Source organism: Virgibacillus ainsalahensis, assembly GCF_055380755.1.
The window spans coordinates 1,488,918-1,507,895 of sequence record NZ_AP043943.1 but is presented as its reverse complement, the minus strand read 5'-3'; the positions used below and the strand labels follow the sequence as shown (position 1 = coordinate 1,507,895).

Genomic DNA, 18,978 nt, shown 5'->3' with positions numbered 1-18,978 from the left:
TCACTAATATTAAATACATACGACATATTTGTCAAACATATGTGACAAATGTGTTTTAAAACTGAATGCGTTTCTCTCTACGTCTTTCAGGAATAAAATAAATGTTTTCCAAAGCTTACCCAATCTTCCAGAATATCATCAGAATCTATGACAAGCTTAGCACCATCCTGAATCATCCGGTGGCATCCTTTCGTCTGAGGAATGAGTGGCGACCCCGGTATGGCATATACCTCTCTTCCCTGATCCAGCGCCTGATCTACAGTGATTAGTGTTCCACTTTTTTCAGTTGCTTCAATAACCAATGTTCCAAAACCTAATCCACTTATAATACGATTTCTCTCGGGAAAATGATACTTTTTTGGAGGGGTATCTGGAGGGTATTCAGATAACACTAATCCTTTTTCCGCTATTTGATTAAACAATGACATATTCTGTTTTGGATAAATATGGTGAAATCCGCCACCTAATACAGCAATCGTTTTCATCTGATTTCTTAATGCCAGTATATGAGCGTAGCTGTCAATTCCTTTCGCCATACCGCTTACAATTAGCCAGTCTTTTTCAATTAATGGCTGTATTGTGTATTCCATTTTCCTCATTGCTTCGTGTGAAGGTTTTCTTGTACCAATCACACTTAAGGATGGAGTGTGTGATAATAAGGAAGTGTTTCCTATAGCATATAGAACAAGTGGCGGGTCTTTTATTGTTTTTATCACATGTGGATAGTTTCCGTCAACTATTGTGATGACAGGATATTTATTCAAATCATGGTAAATTTGCCGTTTTAAGTTGTCATTATGAATATCTGAATAGAATAATGATGCATTTTTGGGAGGAAGAAAATAAAGTTGATTAATCTGGGAGGGGGTTAATGAATAAATCTGATCTAATGTCGGATCTCGCTGGAGAATTTTTCGAACGACTCTTCGGGTGATCCCCCGGCAACGCTGTAAATGAATCAACCTGTTTCGAAGCAATTTCAAATACTCACACCCTTTTATTAAAATATTAGATAAGGACCCAAATATAGACATTTGGAATCCTTATCTATAGTAGTTATATTATTAATGTGTTTTACATTTCTCTTTTAAACCATTTTCCTCTAAGGCACTAATCATAGTTTCTCCGATTACCGCAGGAGTATTGGCAACTTTAATACCACATTCATTCATGACCCGGATTTTTTCATCCGCTGTACCTTTTCCGCCGGAAATGATTGCTCCGGCATGTCCCATACGTTTGCCCGGAGGAGCCGTTGCACCACCGATAAAGCCGACCACAGGCTTTTTCATATTTGCTTTCACCCATTCAGCGGCTTCCTCCTCTGCGGTACCACCGATTTCACCAATCATAACAACAGCTTCTGTTTCAGGGTCTTCATTGAACGCATCAAGTACATCAATAAAATTTGTCCCATTTACAGGGTCTCCACCTATTCCAACAGCTGATGTCTGTCCATATCCAGCTTCTGACAGTTGATGAACTGCTTCATAGGTTAACGTTCCGGAACGTGAAACTACCCCGATGTGACCTTTTTTATGAATATATCCCGGCATAATACCGATTTTACTTTCATCTGCTGTAATGACACCTGGGCAGTTAGGTCCAATTAAACGGGTTTTCTTCCCTTCCAGATATCGTTTCACTTTAACCATATCCATAACTGGAATATGTTCTGTTATACAGATAGCAAGATCCATCTCTGCATCTGCCGCTTCAATTATTGCATCTGCTGCAAATGGTGCGGGTACATAGATTACAGATGCGGTGGCACCTGTCTGTTCAACAGCTTCCTGTACCGTGTTAAACACAGGAACCCCTTCCACTTCTGTACCACCTTTTTTCGGTGTCACACCACCAACGATTTTTGTGCCATATTCAAGCATTTGTTTTGTATGAAATTTGGCTGTTCCGCCAGTAATCCCTTGAACAATTACTTTTGTATCTTTATTTACATATACACTCATTTTCGTCCGTCCTTTCTGCATGTTCTGTACGAATTCATCAAACTTCTGATACAATCAACATTAATGGTTTTTTATTCCTATTTAACCATGGAAACAATTTTCTCTGCACCATCAGCCATGGAACCAGCTGATGTAATATTCAGGCCGGATTCATCCAGAATTTTCTTACCCAATTCAACATTTGTACCTTCTAAACGTACGACCAGCGGGATTTCCAACCCTACTTGCTTCGTTGCTTCCACAACACCTTCAGCAATCACATCACATTTCATAATTCCACCGAAAATGTTAACAAAAATTCCTTTTACATTGGAATCGGACAAAATGATTTTGAATGCTTCCGTAACTTTTTCAGCAGTAGCACCGCCCCCAACATCCAGGAAGTTAGCAGGGTCACCGCCATAATGCTTGATAATATCCATTGTAGACATAGCAAGCCCTGCACCGTTAACCATACACCCAATATTTCCATCCAGGGAAATGTAACTTAGGTCATATTTAGAAGCTTCTATTTCTTTTTCATCTTCTTCTTCCAGATCACGCAATTCCAATACGTCTTTCTGACGGAACATCGCGTTATCGTCAAAGTTCAGTTTTGCATCCAGTGCAAGAACTTGTCCATCACCTGTAGTTACAAGTGGATTAATTTCCGCAATAGAACAATCCTTGTCCACAAACGCATTGTAAAGGCTTGTCATAAATTTAACAGCCTGACCTAGTAATTCATCTGGAATATTAATATTGAATGCCAGTCTGCGAGCTTGATAAGGTAATAGACCAACTACCGGATCAATAACTTCCTGGAAAATCTTCTCCGGTGTCTCAGCAGCAACTTCTTCAATTTCTGTGCCACCTTCTTCAGAAGCCATCATGACTACACGGGAAGTTACGCGATCCAGAACTACACCGACATAATATTCTTTCTTAATATCACAGCCTTCTTCGATAAATAGACGTTTAACTTCCTTACCTTCTGGCCCTGTCTGATGTGTAACTAATGTTTTACCTAAGATTTCATCCGCATATGTACGAACATCTTCTATGTTTTTTGCAATCTTTACTCCACCGGCTTTTCCCCGGCCACCAGCATGGATTTGTGCCTTAACTACTGTAACATCGCTCCCCAGCTTTTCTGCGGCTTGAACAGCTTCATCAACTGTATATGCAACACTACCGTTGGGAACGTTTACACCATAGTTACGCAAAATCTCCTTGCCTTGATACTCATGAATATTCATCCTTTATCCTCCCATCAATGTTCTCTCGCATTCCTATTGTATTAAAAATCTACAAATTTCACAACTTATTAAGAAATTATTTGTCACTAAATTGTTCGTTAATATTTTTTGAAGTCAGTCGCTGATCTGTCCGATAAACAAAAGCAAACACTTCAGCCACTGCCTTGTATAGTTCTTCCGGGATTGTTTCATTTATATTTAGCTCAGCTAAAAGTTCAACAAGAGAAGCGTCTTCCAATACTGGTATATTATTCGCTTTTGCTTTTTCCAGAATACTTTCAGCCAAATTTCCTTTTCCCGCTGCCGCAACCACAGGTGCATTTTCACGGTTTTGATCATACCGAAGTGCAGCAGCCTTCTTCCTTCTTTCGGTCATATGCGAAAATCAACTCCTTTATAAGAGAGATGTGTATATTTTTCAGGTTTATGCAATCTATGCTCATCTACCTGATCTAATGGTTTAAATGAAACATTTGAAAGCTGATAATTTAAAGCTTCCAAACCTGACTTTAATATCGGTTTTAATGTTTGTGCCATCTCTTTTACCAGATTTGTATCATTAAAAATCGTAACAGCCACAGCCCTCTGTTGGATGTTCATATCAATCACGGTTTCCTTTAGGTTCTTAAGATTTAAGTAAAACAATATACGACAAAAATCACTGTTGATTTCTCCATTCTCTGTCTTAGCCCCCTCAAATTCAAGCTCCAAATCCTTTATTAAACCGATTCTTTCAGCAGGTATTTGCAGATTCGCCTGAATGAAATGATTGGATTCATTAACGGATTGCAGCTGCAATCCGTTAATAAAGTGCAGAAGCTGACGGGAGCTGTCATATGCAATATTGTTTTGATTCCCACTACCAATTTGATGTAGTAATTTTATGAGCATCCCTTTCACCGTAATGGATTGTTGTTGAAAGTTATCATTTGCTATATTATTCTCGTAAGATAGTCCAGTAAATAGGAGTGTATTATTTACCTGTATTAAAAATTGATCACGAGGAGTAGCAGCCAGAAACAGTCTATTCTCATAAATAGTTGCGAGAAACTGCTCTGCCATCGCATATGTTTGTTTCGAATTTAATGTTTGCAGCATTGAAAAAAGCTGCTGTAATTGAGAAGGTCTATTTTGTAATAGATTTGTCAGCTGCTGCTGTTGGTCACTCGTAAATAGAGGCATTAGTGATTGTGAAATCTGCTGTTTTAGTTGAGCATAGTCAAGGGCAGATAACGGCATGTTTGTTGCATTTGCTTCCATCATTTTATGTCCATATGTGTGGATTATTTCCTGTGATTGATTTAACAAAGCAGATTTATTTTTCTTCATCTGTTCAAAGTAGTCAATCATATTATTTTCGTCAATTTTTACCTGCAGTTCAATGTAGGAATTCTGCGGATTGTTCAATTGTTTTTGCTGTATCATAGGCAATGACTGCCATTTTGACTTCCATAATTCAAAGTCCATGTCTGATTCTACCGCACCAGCAATTTTTAACGTATTAAAAAGTTGCTGGTTGTTATCGGTTACCTCCGTGATAATTCGTTGAACTATTGTGGATTTGAACGCTAACGGAGGTTCAATCAATTGGCTCAACCGATGTGTTAGCTGTGTCTGACTTGCATCCTTTTTCAACTGGTACAGGGAGGACTCCATTTGATCTGATAAATGATGCGAATGCTTGATAAGCAACGCTTGGAAAACTGAAGCAGTAAGCGGCATTTTGTTTTTGACTATCTCTTTCAAAATAAGTTGCCCTTGTGTTTTATTTTTTGCGCCGTCCAGTAATTGAAACGCTTGTACAAGTTGATTTTTTTCAAAAGGAATTTCCTCATTTATCAATGTCTGCACGAAAGTCAGGCTGGATTTGGAGGCTTGCAAGCCCATTTGCCCCATAAGCTTTATAGCATTATTCCTCTCCTGATTTTTCAAATGCTCACCTAACACTTTAAGATGTAAAACGTCTTTTGTTGTTTGCACCTGGAAATAATACCTACTATCAGTAGATAACGATGCCTCTATTTGAGCAATTAAATTCTGTCCATTAAGCTGTATCTGTGCCTTATTATCAGGATACAGTTTTAAAACTTTTCCTCGAATAATCTGTCCGGGACTCAATGGTTGTTGCGGTTGAGTTATTTTTGAAGATTTGTTTCCGATTATCTGAGAAATGCTCAAGATACCCCCCCTATTTACTGATGAGCAACATTTCTTACCGGTGCGAATGATTTCCGGTGGTACGGTGTAGTACCGTGTTCTACCAAGCTTTTCATATGATGCTTCGTCCCATAACCCATATTTGATGAAAAATCATAAGCAGGATACTTCTTATGTATCTCCTTCATCATATTATCACGTGTCACCTTAGCTAACACACTGGCAGCAGCAATTGAAACACTTTTGCTATCCCCTTTTATAATTGCTTCCGTACTGTACGGCAATCCATTTAATTCAACTGCATCTATTAATACATGATCAGGCTCGGGATTTAATTGATTTATAGCTTCCCGCATTGCCTGTTTGGTAGCCTCATAGATATTTATTTCATCAATGATATGATTACTGATAACCGAAATTCCGTAACTGATAGCCTGTTCTTTAATTATTGTATAGAATTCATTTCTGGTTGCTTCATTTAACTGCTTTGAGTCATTCAAACCAATTAATTTAAATTCATGTGGTAAAATAACAGCTGCAGCAACAACCGGTCCAGCTAACGGTCCCCTTCCAGCTTCATCAACTCCAACTATAAACTCACAACCATTTGCAATACTGCGTTTTTCATATCTGCACATTTCCAAATATTTTTTCTCCAATGCTTCTTTCTTTATTTTCTTTTTTTCATAGGTTTTAATTAACTGATGAACTCCCTTACGTTCATCCATCTGTAAACGGCTAATTAACTCATCATCTGCATGATCATTTTCCAATAATTCTTTTAATTCTGCGATTGAATTTTTCACTTTATTCATACCTGTCTCCCTATCTTATATCGGCTCATTTTATAAGTATGTAAAATACAGGCATGCACCTTAAAGATACATGCCATTTAATCCTTAGCTGATTCCAATGTAACATTACCGAGTTTTCCTGTACGAAGATCGCGTAGTACAATGTCTGAAACCTTGTCAAAGTTAACATTACCACCACTTTCCAACGCTCCCCGCTGTTTTCCAATAGCTACAAAAATCTCCCACATATCTTGCATGTCACGACTTACATCATAACGCTTTTCAAGAAAATCCGGATAATTTTCCTGCATGTATTGAATCACGAAAGCAACAATATCTTGAAGTGAAAGCAATTGATCCTTAATTGTTCCGATGGCAGCAAGTCGATAACCCACGATTTCATCTTCAAATTTCGGCCATAAAATTCCTGGTGTATCCAGTAGTTCAAAATCTTTTTTTATTTTAATCCAAAGCTGTTGTTTTGTAACCCCTGGTCTGTCTCCAGTCTTGGCAATTTTTTTATTTGCCAGACGGTTAATCAACGTTGACTTTCCTACATTTGGTATTCCAACAATCATTGCTCTGGCAGGACGTGGTTGAATACCTTTTTTCATTAACTTATCCATTTTTTCCTGACCGAGCTCTTTTGCCAGTTGGATGACGTATTTAATATCTGTTTTATCATTAACATCTATAGCTATTGCCTGGATATTCTCTTCATTAAAATGAGCTATCCACTTCTCCGTTTCCCGATGATCGGCCAAGTCTTTTTTCATCAAAACAACCATTTTCGGTTTATTCTGCAAAACTTGTTGTAGCATAGGATTTTGAGAGGATAATGGCGCTCTAGCATCCACAAGCTCCATGACAAAATCTACAAGCTTCAATTTCTCCTCAACTTCCCGTCTGGCTTTTGCCATATGCCCAGGAAACCATTGTATCGTCATTATTACCTACTCCTCAAAGGGTGTTTGAATTTCCTTCAAAAACATCCTGAAATTTCTATGTTCGTCTGATTTTTGTTCTTAGGCATCCCTTTATACATGTGTACAAAAAAGCTATGGGGTCCTGAATTACCCGGTTATTCCACCCCAATCTTATTCTACAATTTGCACTCGTTCCAACGGCCAATAGATTAAACCTGTTTTTCCTACAATTTCATCCTCTGGGATAACCCCCAACATGCGACTATCTGTTGAATTTTCACGATTATCCCCTAGCACAAGTAAATGGCCTTCAGGAATTGTTTCATATCCACCAGGTAAGTGTTCCAGTGAAAAATCATTGGTGAAAACTCCCTGGTTATCATTTTGCTTACTTAAAAATGGTTCTTCTACTGCTTTTCCATCAATGTATAGCACGTCGTCTTCATAAGCAACATGTTCACCAGGCAATCCAATTACCCTTTTAATGAAATCCTGTTGTGCAGAAGCATGAAAAACTACGATATCGAAACGTTCCGGTTCACTGATTCGATATATGAATTTATTAACAATCATTTGATCCCTGTCCTCTAAGGTTGGTAACATCGAGGGACCATCCACTACAATTGGTGCAAAAAAGAACATTCGAACAGCAAATGCCAAACCAAACGCAATTAACAGTGCCTTTACCCAATCAAACCAGTCACTTTTTCCACTCTTTTTATTTGCCATGTATTCCCCTCCGACATTTACATTGTATGTCTACTAATTATTGTAGTCGAGTTTTGAGCTATCATTCAACTTTTAAGAAATAATACAAAAAGGAGCTTGTGCAAATTGACAAGCTCCTTTCCAGCATCATTTTTATAAGGTTACATGGACTAGCGACGTTCTTTAATACGAGCAGCTTTTCCACGCAGGTTACGAAGATAATACAATTTCGCACGACGTACAATACCCCGACGAGAAACTTCGATTTTATCAATACGAGGGGAATGTAAAGGGAATGTTCGTTCAATACCTACACCGTAAGAAATCTTTCTTACTGTAAATGTTTCACTAATTCCACCATTTTGACGTTTGATTACAACACCTTCGAACACCTGGATACGTTCGCGGGTTCCCTCAACAACCTTCACGTGAACTTTCAAAGTGTCACCAGGCCGGAAATCAGGATGGTCCGTACGAAGTTGATCTTTTGTGATGTCAGCAATAATATTTTGCATTCTACTTCACTCCTTCCAAACCAATGTTCATCCTTCACTAAGGAACAGCGGAACATCGTTTATACGACTTAAAGGCAATCTTTAAGCACAATAATTAATATAACATAATGATTAATAGAGTTCAACTAAATTTTATGAATAAAATCAGGAATTTCTAGTTTCCCTTTTTATTTTTAATTTCATCCAGTAATCTCTTGTCATCCTCAGATAAAACAAGTGAATCTAATAATTCTTTTCTTCGTTCATACGTCCTCTTTAATGATTCTTTTCTACGCCATGTATTAATTTTCGCATGATCTCCTGATAACAAAATATCCGGAACTTTTATACCACGAAAATTGGCTGGCCTCGTATAATGGGGATGCTCCAGCAAACCTGTTGAAAAAGAATCTTCTGGAGCAGAGTCTTTATTACCAAGTACGTCCGGCAATAACCGGACAACACTATCAACTACAACCATTGCACCAAGCTCTCCGCCTGTTAACACATAATCTCCTATGGATATTTCATCTGACACTATTTGCTCCCTAATTCTTTCATCATATCCTTCATAGTGACCGCAAATAAATACAAGATGATCTTCCCGAGCAAGTTCTTCCGCTTTTTTTTGATTGTATGGTTCGCCTTGTGGACACAAAAGAATGACTCTGGGCTTTGTAGCTCTTTCCTTCGTTACAGCTTCCACCGCGTCAAAAACAGGCTGAGGTGTCAGGACCATTCCCGCTCCTCCGCCATATGGATAGTCGTCTACTTTATTATGCCTGTTTTCCGTATAATCCCGAAAATTAATCAGATTATAGCTGAATTTTCCATTATCATTAGCCTTTTTAAGAATCGATGAATTGAAAACTCCTGAAATCATATCCGGAAAAAGAGTTAATATGTCAATATGCATTAATCAAGCAATCCTTCCATTGGTTCAATGACTATTTTTTTTTCTTTCACATCAATATTTTTCACTACACTCTCAATATAGGGGATAAGGATGTCTTTTCCCTTTTGCTGTTTTATCACCCAAACATCATTTGCCCCAGGTGAAAGAATTTCTTTAATAACCCCGACCTTTGTATGATCCACGCTAAAAACTTCGCACCCTATGATTTCATGGTAATAAAATTCATTTTCCTCTAAATCAGTAAGCTGATCTTTGGTTATTTTCAGTTGAGAACCTTTAAAGTGCTCTACCTCATTTATATTATCATAACCTTTAAATCGAATAAGATCAAAACCCTTGTGTGTGCGGTGTGCAGCTATAGTCAGTTTGTGCGGTTGTTCGTTTTCTTTCACTGCATATACCGTTTTTCCGATAGAAAAACGCTCTTCAAAATCACTAATACGAAATACTTTAACTTCACCATGAATTCCATGGGTATTCACGACTTCACCTATATTAAACATCTCTTTGGTCATTTTATCACCTGCTACTCATCCATTCGAATTACAATACCATCTTTAACAACAATTGCCTGTTCTCCCATAAGTTCTTCCCAATGCGAGCCGACCTCCACCTCAACAAGAGCTTCAACTTCTTTTTCGATAATCTCACTGCCCATTTCAAGAATTTCCAGTTGTTCAATTTTAAAATCAATCAGCTTTATTTTTTCTTTACGTTTATTAATTTCCTGCTGAAATCTCCTATTGACTTCCTGCTTGGATACCCCTGATTTGTTCTGGAGTTTCCGTTGTTCGAACCGGAGTTGTTGACACTCTTGTTCAAGCCGCATTTTTGATTCTATAAAATTTGTGTTCATTTTTTCCTTGCTTTTCTTTGTGACAATTTGTTTGATCGGGACTTTTTTGATTATTTTCACTGTTCTTCCTCACTCTCACAAATGTCTTGAATTTAGTAGCACAAAGAAGTATGTGTAAAAGGGAAAGAGGTCCTGATCCCCTTTCCCTTTTACATGATGTCTAAATAAATGCGCTTTTTTTCTTCTGATTTAGCAGCGTAAACAACCGTGCGAATTGCTTTTGCAATCCGACCATTTTTACCTATCACCTTGCCGACGTCATCCGGATTCACCGTAAGATGGTAAACAATCTTTGTGTCCTCTTTGGTTTCCGATACAACGATGTCATCCGGATGGTCAACTAAGGATGTTACGATAGATTCAATCAGGGCTTTCATGATATCACACTACTTTACTGTTTAATTTTTCTGGTCGTGGAATTTCTTCATGATGCCTTCTTTTGAGAAAAGATTGCGAACAGTATCACTTGGCTTTGCGCCTTTTGTCATCCAATCAAGGGCTTTTTCTTCATCTATTTTAACTTCAACTGGATTCACTACAGGGTTATAGGTTCCAATCTGTTCAATAGAACGTCCGTCACGAGGAGAACGTGAATCAGCTACAACAATACGATAAAATGGATTTCTTTTTGAACCCATACGTTTCATACGGATTTTAACTGCCATTTCCTTGCACCTCCAATAAAATGTTTTCACAAGTTTAGATTCTAACAGAAACTTCTTGGTCTGTAAAGTGTTTTTCCATTACATTGCAACAAAAAATAAATATCGACGGGGTCTATCTTTTACCGCCATTTATATTACATGAACGGAAACTTCATTCCTTTGCCTTTTTTCCCTTTTTGCATGTTGGTCATCTGTTTCATCATTTTCTTCATTTCCTCAAATTGCTTTAACAAACGGTTCACTTGAGAAACAGAAGTTCCAGATCCTTGGGCAATGCGCTTTTTACGGCTTGCATTCATAATACTTGGTTCCTGTCTTTCTTTCTTTGTCATTGATTGAATAATCGCCTCTACATGCACAAGCTGCTTCTCATCCAACTGTGCATTCTTCAAGCCTTTCATTTTATTTGCCCCGGGGATCATCGCCATCAAATCATCCAATGGACCCATATTTTTCACTTGGCCCATTTGCTCCAAAAAGTCATCAAAGGTAAACGACATCGTGCGCATTTTTTCCTCCAGGTCTTTCGCCTGTTTTTCATCTACATTGGTTTGCGCTTTTTCAATTAATGATAGAACGTCGCCCATCCCGAGAATTCTTGAGGCCATTCGTTCCGGATGAAAAGCTTCGAGTTCATCCAGTTTCTCACCCATCCCGGCAAATTTAATCGGTTTATCGGTTACAGCTTTAATTGATAAAGCCGCACCACCGCGTGTATCACCATCAAGTTTTGTTAATACAACACCGGTTATATCAAGCTGTTCATTAAAACTCTCAGCAACATTAACAGCATCCTGACCTGTCATTGCATCAACAACAAGGAAAATCTCATCCGGTTGCACGGAAGACTTAACCTGCTGTAATTCATCCATTAATTCATTGTCAACGTGCAGACGACCTGCTGTATCAATAATCACGTAATCATGATGTTCTTTTTTCGCTTTTTCAATTGCTTTTTCCGCGATATCAACAGGATTCGCTTCTGTACCCATTGAAAAAACAGGCATATCAAGTTGTTCACCAAGTGTTTCCAGCTGTTTGATTGCAGCCGGACGATAAATATCCGCTGCAACAAGTAATGGAGAGCGATTATGTTTTTTTCGCAGGTGGTTGGCCAGCTTACCAGTTGTGGTTGTTTTACCAGCACCTTGAAGACCTGCCATCATTATTACAGTTGGCGGGCGATCAGCGACAGCAATTTTGCTCTGCTCTCCACCCATCAGTGTTGTTAATTCCTCCTTAACAACTTTGATGACCTGCTGTCCCGGGGTTAAACTTTCCATTACTTCCTGCCCAACGGCCCGTTCTTTAATTCGCTTGATCAAATCTTTAACAACTTTAAAGTTAACGTCGGCTTCCAGGAGAGCAAGACGAACTTCACGTGTCATTTCTTTCACGTCTTGTTCGGATACCTTCCCTTTGCCTGTAATTTTTTTAATTGTACCTTGCAGGCGTTCGGCCAATCCTTCAAATGCCATAGAAGGTGTCCTCCTAATCTAATTCTTTTAATTGATTTATCATGTTCAACGTATTTTTCTCTGTCACTGATTCTTCCAGCTGATCAATGATTTCGATACGCTGTTCAAATTTCCTGTATAAATGAAGTTTTTCCTCGTATGATTCGAGCATTGTTTCTGTCCTTTTAATATTATCATACACAGCCTGTCGCGAAACCTGAAACAACTCGGAAATCTCTCCCAGTGAATAATCCTCCAGATAGTACATTTCCATGTAACTCCGTTGTTTGGATGTCAGTAGTGCCTGATAAAAATCAAATAAATAATTAATACGGGTTGTTTTTTCCAGCAATTCAGCCACCCCTTGTTAAGTGAAAAACCTTTACAATATATAGTAAATCAAAAACTGTTGCATTGTCAAGGCCTCTAAATCATCATTCCTCATCCAGCATGTCTGCAAAAAGGCCATATACAAAGGCATGTGCATCGAATTCCTGTAAGTCTTCCGCCTGCTCCCCGAGACCGACAAACTTAACAGGTATATCCAATTCATTACGAATCGCCAGAACGATTCCTCCTTTTGCAGTTCCATCTAGTTTGGTTAAAACAATACCAGATACATCGGTACTTTCAGAAAAGGTTTTTGCCTGGGTCAGTGCATTTTGACCTGTTGTTGCATCCAGTACAAGCAGCACTTCATGTGGAGCACCTGGTATTTCACGATGAATTACGCGCTTCACTTTTGATAATTCATTCATTAAATTTACCTTGTTTTGAAGTCTGCCTGCTGTGTCACAAATAAGGACATCTGCCCCACGTGACTTTGCAGCTTTTATCCCATCGAAAATAACGGCAGCCGGATCGCTTCCTGCACCTTGTTTAATGACATCTACATCCGCTCGTTCTCCCCATATTTCCAGTTGCTCAATCGCTCCGGCACGGAATGTATCGCCTGCAGCAAGTACAACTTTCTTTCCCTGCTGTTTTAACTGATGTGCAAGCTTGCCAATAGAAGTCGTTTTCCCCACACCGTTTACACCAACAACCAATATAACAGAAAGTTGGTCTTCCTGGAGATTTAATGTTTCCATTTCTTTATCATTTTCTCCGTAGTAGATTTCAACAAGTTTTTCAGAGATTACTTCCTTCACATCTTTTGTATCCTTAATATTTTGGCGCTTCACCTCCATTTTCAACTCATCAGTTAGATCCATCACAGTCATTACGCCAACATCGGCACCTATCAGTACTTCTTCCAGTTCTTCGAAGAAATCTTCATCAACCTTACGATAACGGGCTATAAGATCATTAATTTTACCTGAAAATGAATTCCGGGTTTTTTTCATGCCCTCTTTATATTTGGTTGATACTTCTTCCTTCTCTTCCGTTTGTTTAAATCTATTTTTTAATTTATCCATAAAGCCCATGAAATGAATTCCTCCCTATGATTGAATCAATTCTTTCGTTTCTTCCAAACGTACAGAAACCAAACGTGATACTCCTGACTCCTGCATGGTAACACCATATAGTACATTCGCTTCTTCCATCATACCTTTACGGTGTGTAATAACTATAAATTGAGTTTTTTCACTATATGTTTTTATATATTTTGCAAAACGGCTGACATTCGCTTCGTCCAATGCTGCCTCCACTTCGTCCAATACACAAAAAGGCACTGGACGGACACGTAGTATAGCAAATAATAAAGAAATAGCTGTTAATGCCCGCTCTCCACCAGAAAGCAAACCCAAATGCTGCAGGTTCTTTCCGGGTGGTTGTGCAACAATTTCTACACCGGTATCCAATAATTTTTTTGGATCGGTTAATTTTAATTCAGCACTTCCACCTCCAAATAATTGTTGGAAGACCACGGCAAATTCTTCCCTGATTTGTGTAAATGTATCCCCAAACCGCTTTTTCATTTCTTCATCCATTTCAGCAATTACAGCATATAACGTTTCTTTGGCTTCAACCAGATCATTTCTCTGTTCTGTTAAAAAAGTATAACGTTTGGAAATACGTTCGTATTCGTCGATGGCTCCTAGATTGACAGTTCCTAACTGATCAATTCCAGTCTTGAGCTGTTCAACCTTTGAGATTGCTGTTTCGATATCATTCGTTTTTTCATACGTTTGTTTTGCTTTTTCAAAAGTTATCGTATATTCGGTTTGTAAACGGGATAGTCTGTTTTCCAAATCGACATCCAGCCGATTTACATGGACTTCTATTTGCTGTATTTCCTGCAGAAAGTCTTGATGTTTCTTATTTTCCTCTTTTAATTCCCTTTCCTGGTCTTGTATTGCCTGAGTCCGGGCTGATCGTTGGGAACGTTTTTGTTTGATGGAGTTTGCTAAATCCGTTTTTTGCTGTTTTTTGCTTTGAATCGTTTGATCGATTTCTTCTTCGGTTTTTTCTGATTGGTTAAAGCCAATAAGTTCATTTAATTCAGCATTGCTGGCATTATATTGCCGCTCTGCCTCTGCTAGCTGCTGTTGCAGTGTATTCGTTTTTTCGCGTTGATTTCTGACTCGTTCTTCCTGTTCTGCCAGTGTAATCTGTTTTTCATGCAGACTCTGCTGAAGCTGCTCTTCATTTTCTTTAACAGCTGACTCCTGAAGCGTCAATGTATCAATTTCATTCTGCATTGTTTCAAGCTGATGTTTTAGTCCACTTAATTCTTTTGACAATTCTTTATCACGTAGCCTCAGTTCATCACTTTCCTGATCAAATTGCTGTTTATCCTGATCATATAAAACCAGATTGTCATTGATTGATGCGCTTTTCATTTCCAATTCTTTATATTTCGATCGCAATTGCTGCAGTATTTGCTGTTCAGGGCCAATCTCATTTTCCTCCATTTTCAGGAGATTCTCTTTTTCAGCAAGTTGTTTTTTTTGTGTCTTGACTTTCTGGTTGAATTTTTCAGCCTTTTGTTGAAAGTCATCAAGCTTTTCCGTAATTTCTCCTAAATCTTTTTCCCGTGTAAATAAGGATTGATTAGATTTCTTCTGTGAACCACCGGACATGGAACCACCCGGATTCACGATGTCTCCCTCAAGGGTTATAACACGGAACCTTTTCATGGCAATTTGCGCAATTTCATTTGCATCTTTTAAATTTTTAGCAATAATTACATGGCCCATTAGATGGTCAATAGCTCGTTTATAGGCAGCATTTGTATTCACCAAATCTGCTGCAATTCCAACAAATCCTCTATGATTATCTATCCTTCCAAGTGTATCCTTAGGGACAAACCGTTCTTGTATAGATGCCAGCGGTAAGAAAGTCGCACGGCCATTATTTGTTTGCTTCAACCATGAAATAGCCTTGCGGGCAGCCTGATCATCATTCACTACGATATGCTGCGCTTGTCCCCCCAGAACGGTTTCTATTGCTGTAATATATTTATTCGGAACATCGATAAGTTCAATAACAGCACCATGAATATTCTCAAGAAGCCGTTCTTTCCTTGCCTTCAGTACTGCTTTTACACCATGGAAAAATCCTTGAAAATCCTCTTTCATTTCTTCGAGCATTTCTTTTCTGGAGTTCAGTTTTTCAATATGCTGATATCCCTTATGCAGCTTTGTTTGTGATTCCTCAAGGTCATTTCGTCCCTGTTCAATCTCTTTTTTCAACTGTATAATTTGATTTTCTTTTTCTACACAATGCTTTTCCTGTGCTTTAAATTTTAATTTCGTTTGGTCAAGATTTGCTGTGGTTTCTTCCCTTAATTGTAAGAGCTCCCGGAATTTATTAGTCTGTTTATCTTTTTTCGCATCAAATTGTTGCAATTGCTGGCTAATTGTTTGTCTTTCATTGCGTTTTGCCGCCTGATTGTTGAGAAGCTCAATATAATCTGATTTTAAATTCTCAATTTTTTCAGAGATATTTTCATTGGCAACGGATAATTTCTGTTCCAATTTTTTTGTTTCTGACTTTGTCTTCTTTTTGACCGTTTGTAATTCAAAAAGCAATTTATTTTCTTTCACAAGTTCATCATGAAGCTTTCCTATGCGCACTGCTGCTTCTTCTTTTTGTTTCTTTAGTTTTTGCCGGTTTTGTTCAAAATGTTTCGCCCGTTCGTGAAGCAAATGTTTTTTTCCTTCATACTGTTCAAGCACCTGTGTAACTTCCAATAAACTGGATTGTGCCTCTTCTACAGAATCATCCAGTTTTTGTATTTCCTGCCTTTCATTTTCCAATGCAGCATTCTTCTTCTGGATAGCTGTTTTACGTTTAATTTCCTCTGTTTTTTCTTTCTCCAGTTTCTTTTTTAAGGCTTCCCATTCATCATGAAGTTTCTCAATTTCAGTTATGAGGAGGGCTATTTCTTTCTGTTTTAATTCTTCTTTCAGTTTATTATATCTTTTTGCCTTTTCCGCCTGTTGCTCCAGTGGGGCTATTTGCTGTTCTATTTCATGTATGATATCTTCTACCCGGCTCAAGTTTGATTGTGTTTCCGTCAATTTATATTCAGCTTTCTTTTTACGTTGCTTATATTTTAATACACCAGCCGCTTCTTCAAAGATTGTTCTTCTTTCTTCTGCTTTTGAGCTCAGTATTTCTTCTACCTTCCCTTGACTGATGATGGAAAAAGCTTCTCTTCCAAGTCCAGAATCCATAAATAAATCAACAATATCCTTTAGTCTGCAGGATTGTTTATTCATGTAAAACTCACTGTCTCCTGAACGATAGACTCGTCTTGTTACACTTACTTCTTCATAGTCAAGCGGCAATTCTTTATCTTGATTATCAAGAACTAACGTAACTTCTGCAATATTTAACGGTTTCCTCGTATCACTGCCCTGGAATATGATGTCTTCCATTTTGGAGCCGCGTAATGATTTTGCTGATTGCTCTCCAAGCACCCATCGAATGGCATCGGTTATATTGCTTTTTCCACTTCCATTTGGACCTACAACTGCTGTTACACCTGGTACAAAATCTACATTTATGCGTTCAGCAAATGATTTAAAGCCCACACTTTCCAACCGTTTTAAATACATATACATTCTCCTAATTGAAAAAATCCCATTCCACGCAGCAGAAAAATTTATTCTTCTTTTCATAAAAAACATTTGGCTTTTTACCGCATATATTTTATCATAAATACATGTACAAAAGAAGAGATGAAGGGGTGCTATTATGAATTTGGATTATCCATCACAGGAAAACATGAAAATTATCCTAAACGAACTAGCCGATCGGTTGAATGTTGTTAATCGCACGATCTTGGATCCAGATGATTATAATATCGATAAGTATGATGATTTAAAGCTTATGTATGATATGATTTTACAAAAAGGTAACCTTAGCGCAGCAGAGACGCAGGCATTTATTGAAGAATTGCGTACTGTACGAAAAAGTTAACTTTAGAATTCTAATAAAGTAAGTATCAGTAAGGCAATTTTATACTTGCTTAACTGCCTGAAAAAGGCTGGATCATTTTATTTCCAGCCTTTTTCAACCGTTAAGAATGTATATAATTTTGACAGTATATCAATACCTTGTCAGTGCGCTTCTACCCCTCACGAACACAAAACGTGCATGTTGAGTTAAAGCTTTCAGCCACAGCCCACACGACGTGGGTCGGTTCGGTGTTGCTCACGTATTAGTGGCACCGCTCTTAGTCGAACTTTCTCTCTTTTCTTAGGGTGTGTAACAAGGCGCCAAGCTTTTATTCTGCGTGTGCGTCCATATTATGAATTAAATCTGTCCAATGCTGCTTTTGCAGCCCGTTGTTCAGCCTCTTTCTTGGTTTTGCCGATTCCTTTCCCAACAATATCGTCTTTTATGAAAACCTGAGCAATAAACTCTCTATCATGCGCAGGCCCCTTTTCGTCCATAATTTTATACTCAATTGTTTGATTTTTGTATTGTTGTATCAATTCCTGTAATTGACTTTTATAATCCATCGCATGCGAAAAAGCACCTGTATCTATTTTCGGAAAAATATGATCCTTCAAAAATTGCAGTGCAACCTCATAACCCTGATCTAAATATAGTGCTCCGAGAAATGCTTCAAATACATCTGCCAATAATGCTGACCTATCACGACCTCCTGTTTGTTCCTCCCCTTTTCCCAGTAAAATATGGTTACCAAATTTCAAACCCCGGGCAAAATTCGCAAGAGAAGGTTCACAAACTATTGCTGCACGTAATTTAGTCATCTCTCCTTCTGGCATATTGGTATTTTTCCGATATAAATACTGGGATACACCTAATTCCAATACAGCATCCCCTAAAAATTCCAATCGTTCATTATCCGAAAATATTTCCTGCCGATGCTCATTCACATAAGATGAATGGATAAAAGCCTGTTTGAGCAAATCATGGTCATTAAATGTAATACTTAACTGGTTTTCCAATTGTGTAGAATCCATACACAATGCCACCTCGATTCTTTAAATATACGGAAAGTCCCGCTTATGCGAGACTTTCTATTGTCAGTTAAGATTCGGAGACTTTGCTCTTATTTACTGCAAACTATTTATGTAGTTTACAGCATCTCCAACTGTATTTATTTTTTCAGCTTCCTCATCAGCAATTTCCATATCAAACTCGTCTTCAAGTTCCATAACAAGCTCAACAACATCTAAAGAGTCTGCTTCCAGATCATCTTTAAAAGAAGCTTCCATGGTTACTTTGGATTCTTCAACATCAAGACGGTCAACAATAATTGCTTTTACTTTATCAAATACATCTGCCACCAATCTTCACCCCCCTTCAAATGGAATAAAACATTCAATCATGTTCTAAATGAGCGTTTCCTATTATTTCATACTTCCCGTTATGCA

Annotated in this window: 21 protein-coding genes; 1 reads left to right on the top strand and 20 read right to left on the bottom strand. The window is 38.1% G+C overall.

Going from position 1 to position 18,978, the window contains the following annotated elements:
* Nucleotides 1-86: 86 nt before the first annotated feature.
* The 18 genes from dprA to smc form a co-directional block, all read right to left on the bottom strand.
* Nucleotides 87-983: a DNA-processing protein DprA gene (dprA, locus tag ACZ427_RS07150; protein ID WP_461179663.1), complete on the bottom strand. Its 897-nt coding sequence runs from the start codon at nt 981-983 to the stop codon at nt 87-89.
* Nucleotides 984-1,064: 81 nt separating this feature from the next.
* Nucleotides 1,065-1,967, bottom strand: a complete 903-nt coding sequence (gene sucD, locus ACZ427_RS07145) for a succinate--CoA ligase subunit alpha (protein ID WP_461179664.1) — start codon at nt 1,965-1,967, stop codon at nt 1,065-1,067.
* Between the two features lie 77 nt (nt 1,968-2,044).
* Nucleotides 2,045-3,205: an ADP-forming succinate--CoA ligase subunit beta gene (gene sucC, locus ACZ427_RS07140; protein WP_461179665.1), complete on the bottom strand. Its 1,161-nt coding sequence runs from the start codon at nt 3,203-3,205 to the stop codon at nt 2,045-2,047.
* 76 nt (nt 3,206-3,281) lie between these two features.
* Nucleotides 3,282-3,581, bottom strand: coding sequence for an EscU/YscU/HrcU family type III secretion system export apparatus switch protein (locus ACZ427_RS07135; RefSeq protein WP_461179666.1), 300 nt, complete (start codon nt 3,579-3,581; stop codon nt 3,282-3,284).
* Nucleotides 3,578-5,383 (bottom strand): hypothetical protein, encoded by a 1,806-nt coding sequence (locus tag ACZ427_RS07130; RefSeq protein ID WP_461179667.1) that lies wholly within the window; start codon nt 5,381-5,383, stop codon nt 3,578-3,580. The genes ACZ427_RS07135 and ACZ427_RS07130 overlap by 4 nt, the downstream gene beginning before the upstream one ends.
* Before the next feature lie 14 nt (nt 5,384-5,397).
* Complete coding sequence (locus ACZ427_RS07125) at nt 5,398-6,177, bottom strand: ribonuclease HII (RefSeq protein WP_461179668.1); 780 nt, start codon at nt 6,175-6,177, stop codon at nt 5,398-5,400.
* Nucleotides 6,178-6,254: 77 nt separating this feature from the next.
* Nucleotides 6,255-7,103 (bottom strand): ribosome biogenesis GTPase YlqF, encoded by an 849-nt coding sequence (gene ylqF / locus ACZ427_RS07120; protein WP_461179669.1) that lies wholly within the window; start codon nt 7,101-7,103, stop codon nt 6,255-6,257.
* 150 nt (nt 7,104-7,253) lie between these two features.
* On the bottom strand, nt 7,254-7,811 hold the full coding sequence (gene lepB, locus ACZ427_RS07115) for a signal peptidase I (RefSeq protein WP_461179670.1): 558 nt from the start codon (nt 7,809-7,811) through the stop codon (nt 7,254-7,256).
* Nucleotides 7,812-7,960: 149 nt separating this feature from the next.
* Nucleotides 7,961-8,305 carry a 50S ribosomal protein L19 gene (rplS, locus tag ACZ427_RS07110; RefSeq protein WP_461179671.1) on the bottom strand — a complete coding sequence of 115 codons (345 nt, stop codon included), beginning with the start codon at nt 8,303-8,305 and terminating at the stop codon, nt 7,961-7,963.
* 154 nt (nt 8,306-8,459) lie between these two features.
* Nucleotides 8,460-9,200 carry a tRNA (guanosine(37)-N1)-methyltransferase TrmD gene (trmD, locus tag ACZ427_RS07105; RefSeq protein WP_461179672.1) on the bottom strand — a complete coding sequence of 247 codons (741 nt, stop codon included), beginning with the start codon at nt 9,198-9,200 and terminating at the stop codon, nt 8,460-8,462.
* Nucleotides 9,200-9,715 carry a ribosome maturation factor RimM gene (gene rimM, locus ACZ427_RS07100; protein ID WP_461179673.1) on the bottom strand — a complete coding sequence of 172 codons (516 nt, stop codon included), beginning with the start codon at nt 9,713-9,715 and terminating at the stop codon, nt 9,200-9,202. The genes trmD and rimM overlap by 1 nt, the downstream gene beginning before the upstream one ends.
* 11 nt (nt 9,716-9,726) lie before the next feature.
* Nucleotides 9,727-10,116 carry a YlqD family protein gene (locus ACZ427_RS07095; protein WP_461179674.1) on the bottom strand — a complete coding sequence of 130 codons (390 nt, stop codon included), beginning with the start codon at nt 10,114-10,116 and terminating at the stop codon, nt 9,727-9,729.
* An 89-nt stretch (nt 10,117-10,205) separates the two neighbouring features.
* The gene (locus tag ACZ427_RS07090) at nt 10,206-10,433 is read right to left on the bottom strand and encodes a KH domain-containing protein (RefSeq protein WP_461179675.1); all 228 of its coding nucleotides are present in this window, start codon (nt 10,431-10,433) and stop codon (nt 10,206-10,208) included.
* 21 nt (nt 10,434-10,454) lie between these two features.
* Nucleotides 10,455-10,721 (bottom strand): 30S ribosomal protein S16, encoded by a 267-nt coding sequence (rpsP, locus tag ACZ427_RS07085; protein ID WP_461179676.1) that lies wholly within the window; start codon nt 10,719-10,721, stop codon nt 10,455-10,457.
* A 134-nt stretch (nt 10,722-10,855) separates the two neighbouring features.
* Nucleotides 10,856-12,199 (bottom strand): signal recognition particle protein, encoded by a 1,344-nt coding sequence (ffh, locus tag ACZ427_RS07080; RefSeq protein ID WP_461179677.1) that lies wholly within the window; start codon nt 12,197-12,199, stop codon nt 10,856-10,858.
* A gap of 13 nt (nt 12,200-12,212) precedes the next feature.
* Nucleotides 12,213-12,530, bottom strand: coding sequence for a putative DNA-binding protein (locus ACZ427_RS07075; protein ID WP_461179678.1), 318 nt, complete (start codon nt 12,528-12,530; stop codon nt 12,213-12,215).
* A gap of 82 nt (nt 12,531-12,612) precedes the next feature.
* Entirely contained in the window at nt 12,613-13,605 is a 993-nt protein-coding gene (ftsY, locus tag ACZ427_RS07070; protein ID WP_461179679.1) for a signal recognition particle-docking protein FtsY, read from the bottom strand.
* Nucleotides 13,606-13,620: 15 nt separating this feature from the next.
* Nucleotides 13,621-17,187 (bottom strand): chromosome segregation protein SMC, encoded by a 3,567-nt coding sequence (gene smc / locus ACZ427_RS07065; protein WP_461179680.1) that lies wholly within the window; start codon nt 17,185-17,187, stop codon nt 13,621-13,623.
* Between the two features lie 139 nt (nt 17,188-17,326).
* Here smc and ACZ427_RS07060 point away from each other — a divergent pair, with 139 nt between their 5' ends.
* Nucleotides 17,327-17,551, top strand: coding sequence for a DUF1128 domain-containing protein (locus ACZ427_RS07060; protein WP_461179681.1), 225 nt, complete (start codon nt 17,327-17,329; stop codon nt 17,549-17,551).
* 329 nt (nt 17,552-17,880) lie between these two features.
* Here ACZ427_RS07060 and rnc read toward each other — a convergent pair whose 3' ends face one another.
* Both rnc and acpP read right to left on the bottom strand, forming a co-directional pair.
* Nucleotides 17,881-18,564: a ribonuclease III gene (gene rnc / locus ACZ427_RS07055; RefSeq protein WP_461179682.1), complete on the bottom strand. Its 684-nt coding sequence runs from the start codon at nt 18,562-18,564 to the stop codon at nt 17,881-17,883.
* 93 nt (nt 18,565-18,657) lie between these two features.
* Entirely contained in the window at nt 18,658-18,891 is a 234-nt protein-coding gene (gene acpP / locus ACZ427_RS07050) for an acyl carrier protein (RefSeq protein WP_461179822.1), read from the bottom strand.
* Nucleotides 18,892-18,978: the final 87 nt, after the last annotated feature.

Bases quoted from the DNA above. Each gene is read 5' to 3' on its own strand.
- rimM (WP_461179673.1), bottom strand. From the start codon at position 9,715: ATGACCAAAGAGATGTTTAATATAGGTGAAGTCGTGAATACCCATGGA.
- sucC (WP_461179665.1), bottom strand. From the start codon at position 3,205: ATGAATATTCATGAGTATCAAGGCAAGGAGATTTTGCGTAACTATGGT.
- rplS (WP_461179671.1), bottom strand. From the start codon at position 8,305: ATGCAAAATATTATTGCTGACATCACAAAAGATCAACTTCGTACGGAC.
- ACZ427_RS07060 (WP_461179681.1), top strand. From the start codon at position 17,327: ATGAATTTGGATTATCCATCACAGGAAAACATGAAAATTATCCTAAAC.
- ffh (WP_461179677.1), bottom strand. From the start codon at position 12,199: ATGGCATTTGAAGGATTGGCCGAACGCCTGCAAGGTACAATTAAAAAA.
- ACZ427_RS07135 (WP_461179666.1), bottom strand. From the start codon at position 3,581: ATGACCGAAAGAAGGAAGAAGGCTGCTGCACTTCGGTATGATCAAAAC.
- trmD (WP_461179672.1), bottom strand. From the start codon at position 9,200: ATGCATATTGACATATTAACTCTTTTTCCGGATATGATTTCAGGAGTT.
- rpsP (WP_461179676.1), bottom strand. From the start codon at position 10,721: ATGGCAGTTAAAATCCGTATGAAACGTATGGGTTCAAAAAGAAATCCA.
- lepB (WP_461179670.1), bottom strand. From the start codon at position 7,811: ATGGCAAATAAAAAGAGTGGAAAAAGTGACTGGTTTGATTGGGTAAAG.
- ACZ427_RS07090 (WP_461179675.1), bottom strand. From the start codon at position 10,433: ATGAAAGCCCTGATTGAATCTATCGTAACATCCTTAGTTGACCATCCG.
- ylqF (WP_461179669.1), bottom strand. From the start codon at position 7,103: ATGACGATACAATGGTTTCCTGGGCATATGGCAAAAGCCAGACGGGAA.
- rnc (WP_461179682.1), bottom strand. From the start codon at position 18,564: ATGGATTCTACACAATTGGAAAACCAGTTAAGTATTACATTTAATGAC.
- ACZ427_RS07125 (WP_461179668.1), bottom strand. From the start codon at position 6,177: ATGAATAAAGTGAAAAATTCAATCGCAGAATTAAAAGAATTATTGGAA.
- sucD (WP_461179664.1), bottom strand. From the start codon at position 1,967: ATGAGTGTATATGTAAATAAAGATACAAAAGTAATTGTTCAAGGGATT.
- ftsY (WP_461179679.1), bottom strand. From the start codon at position 13,605: ATGGGCTTTATGGATAAATTAAAAAATAGATTTAAACAAACGGAAGAG.
- smc (WP_461179680.1), bottom strand. From the start codon at position 17,187: ATGTATTTAAAACGGTTGGAAAGTGTGGGCTTTAAATCATTTGCTGAA.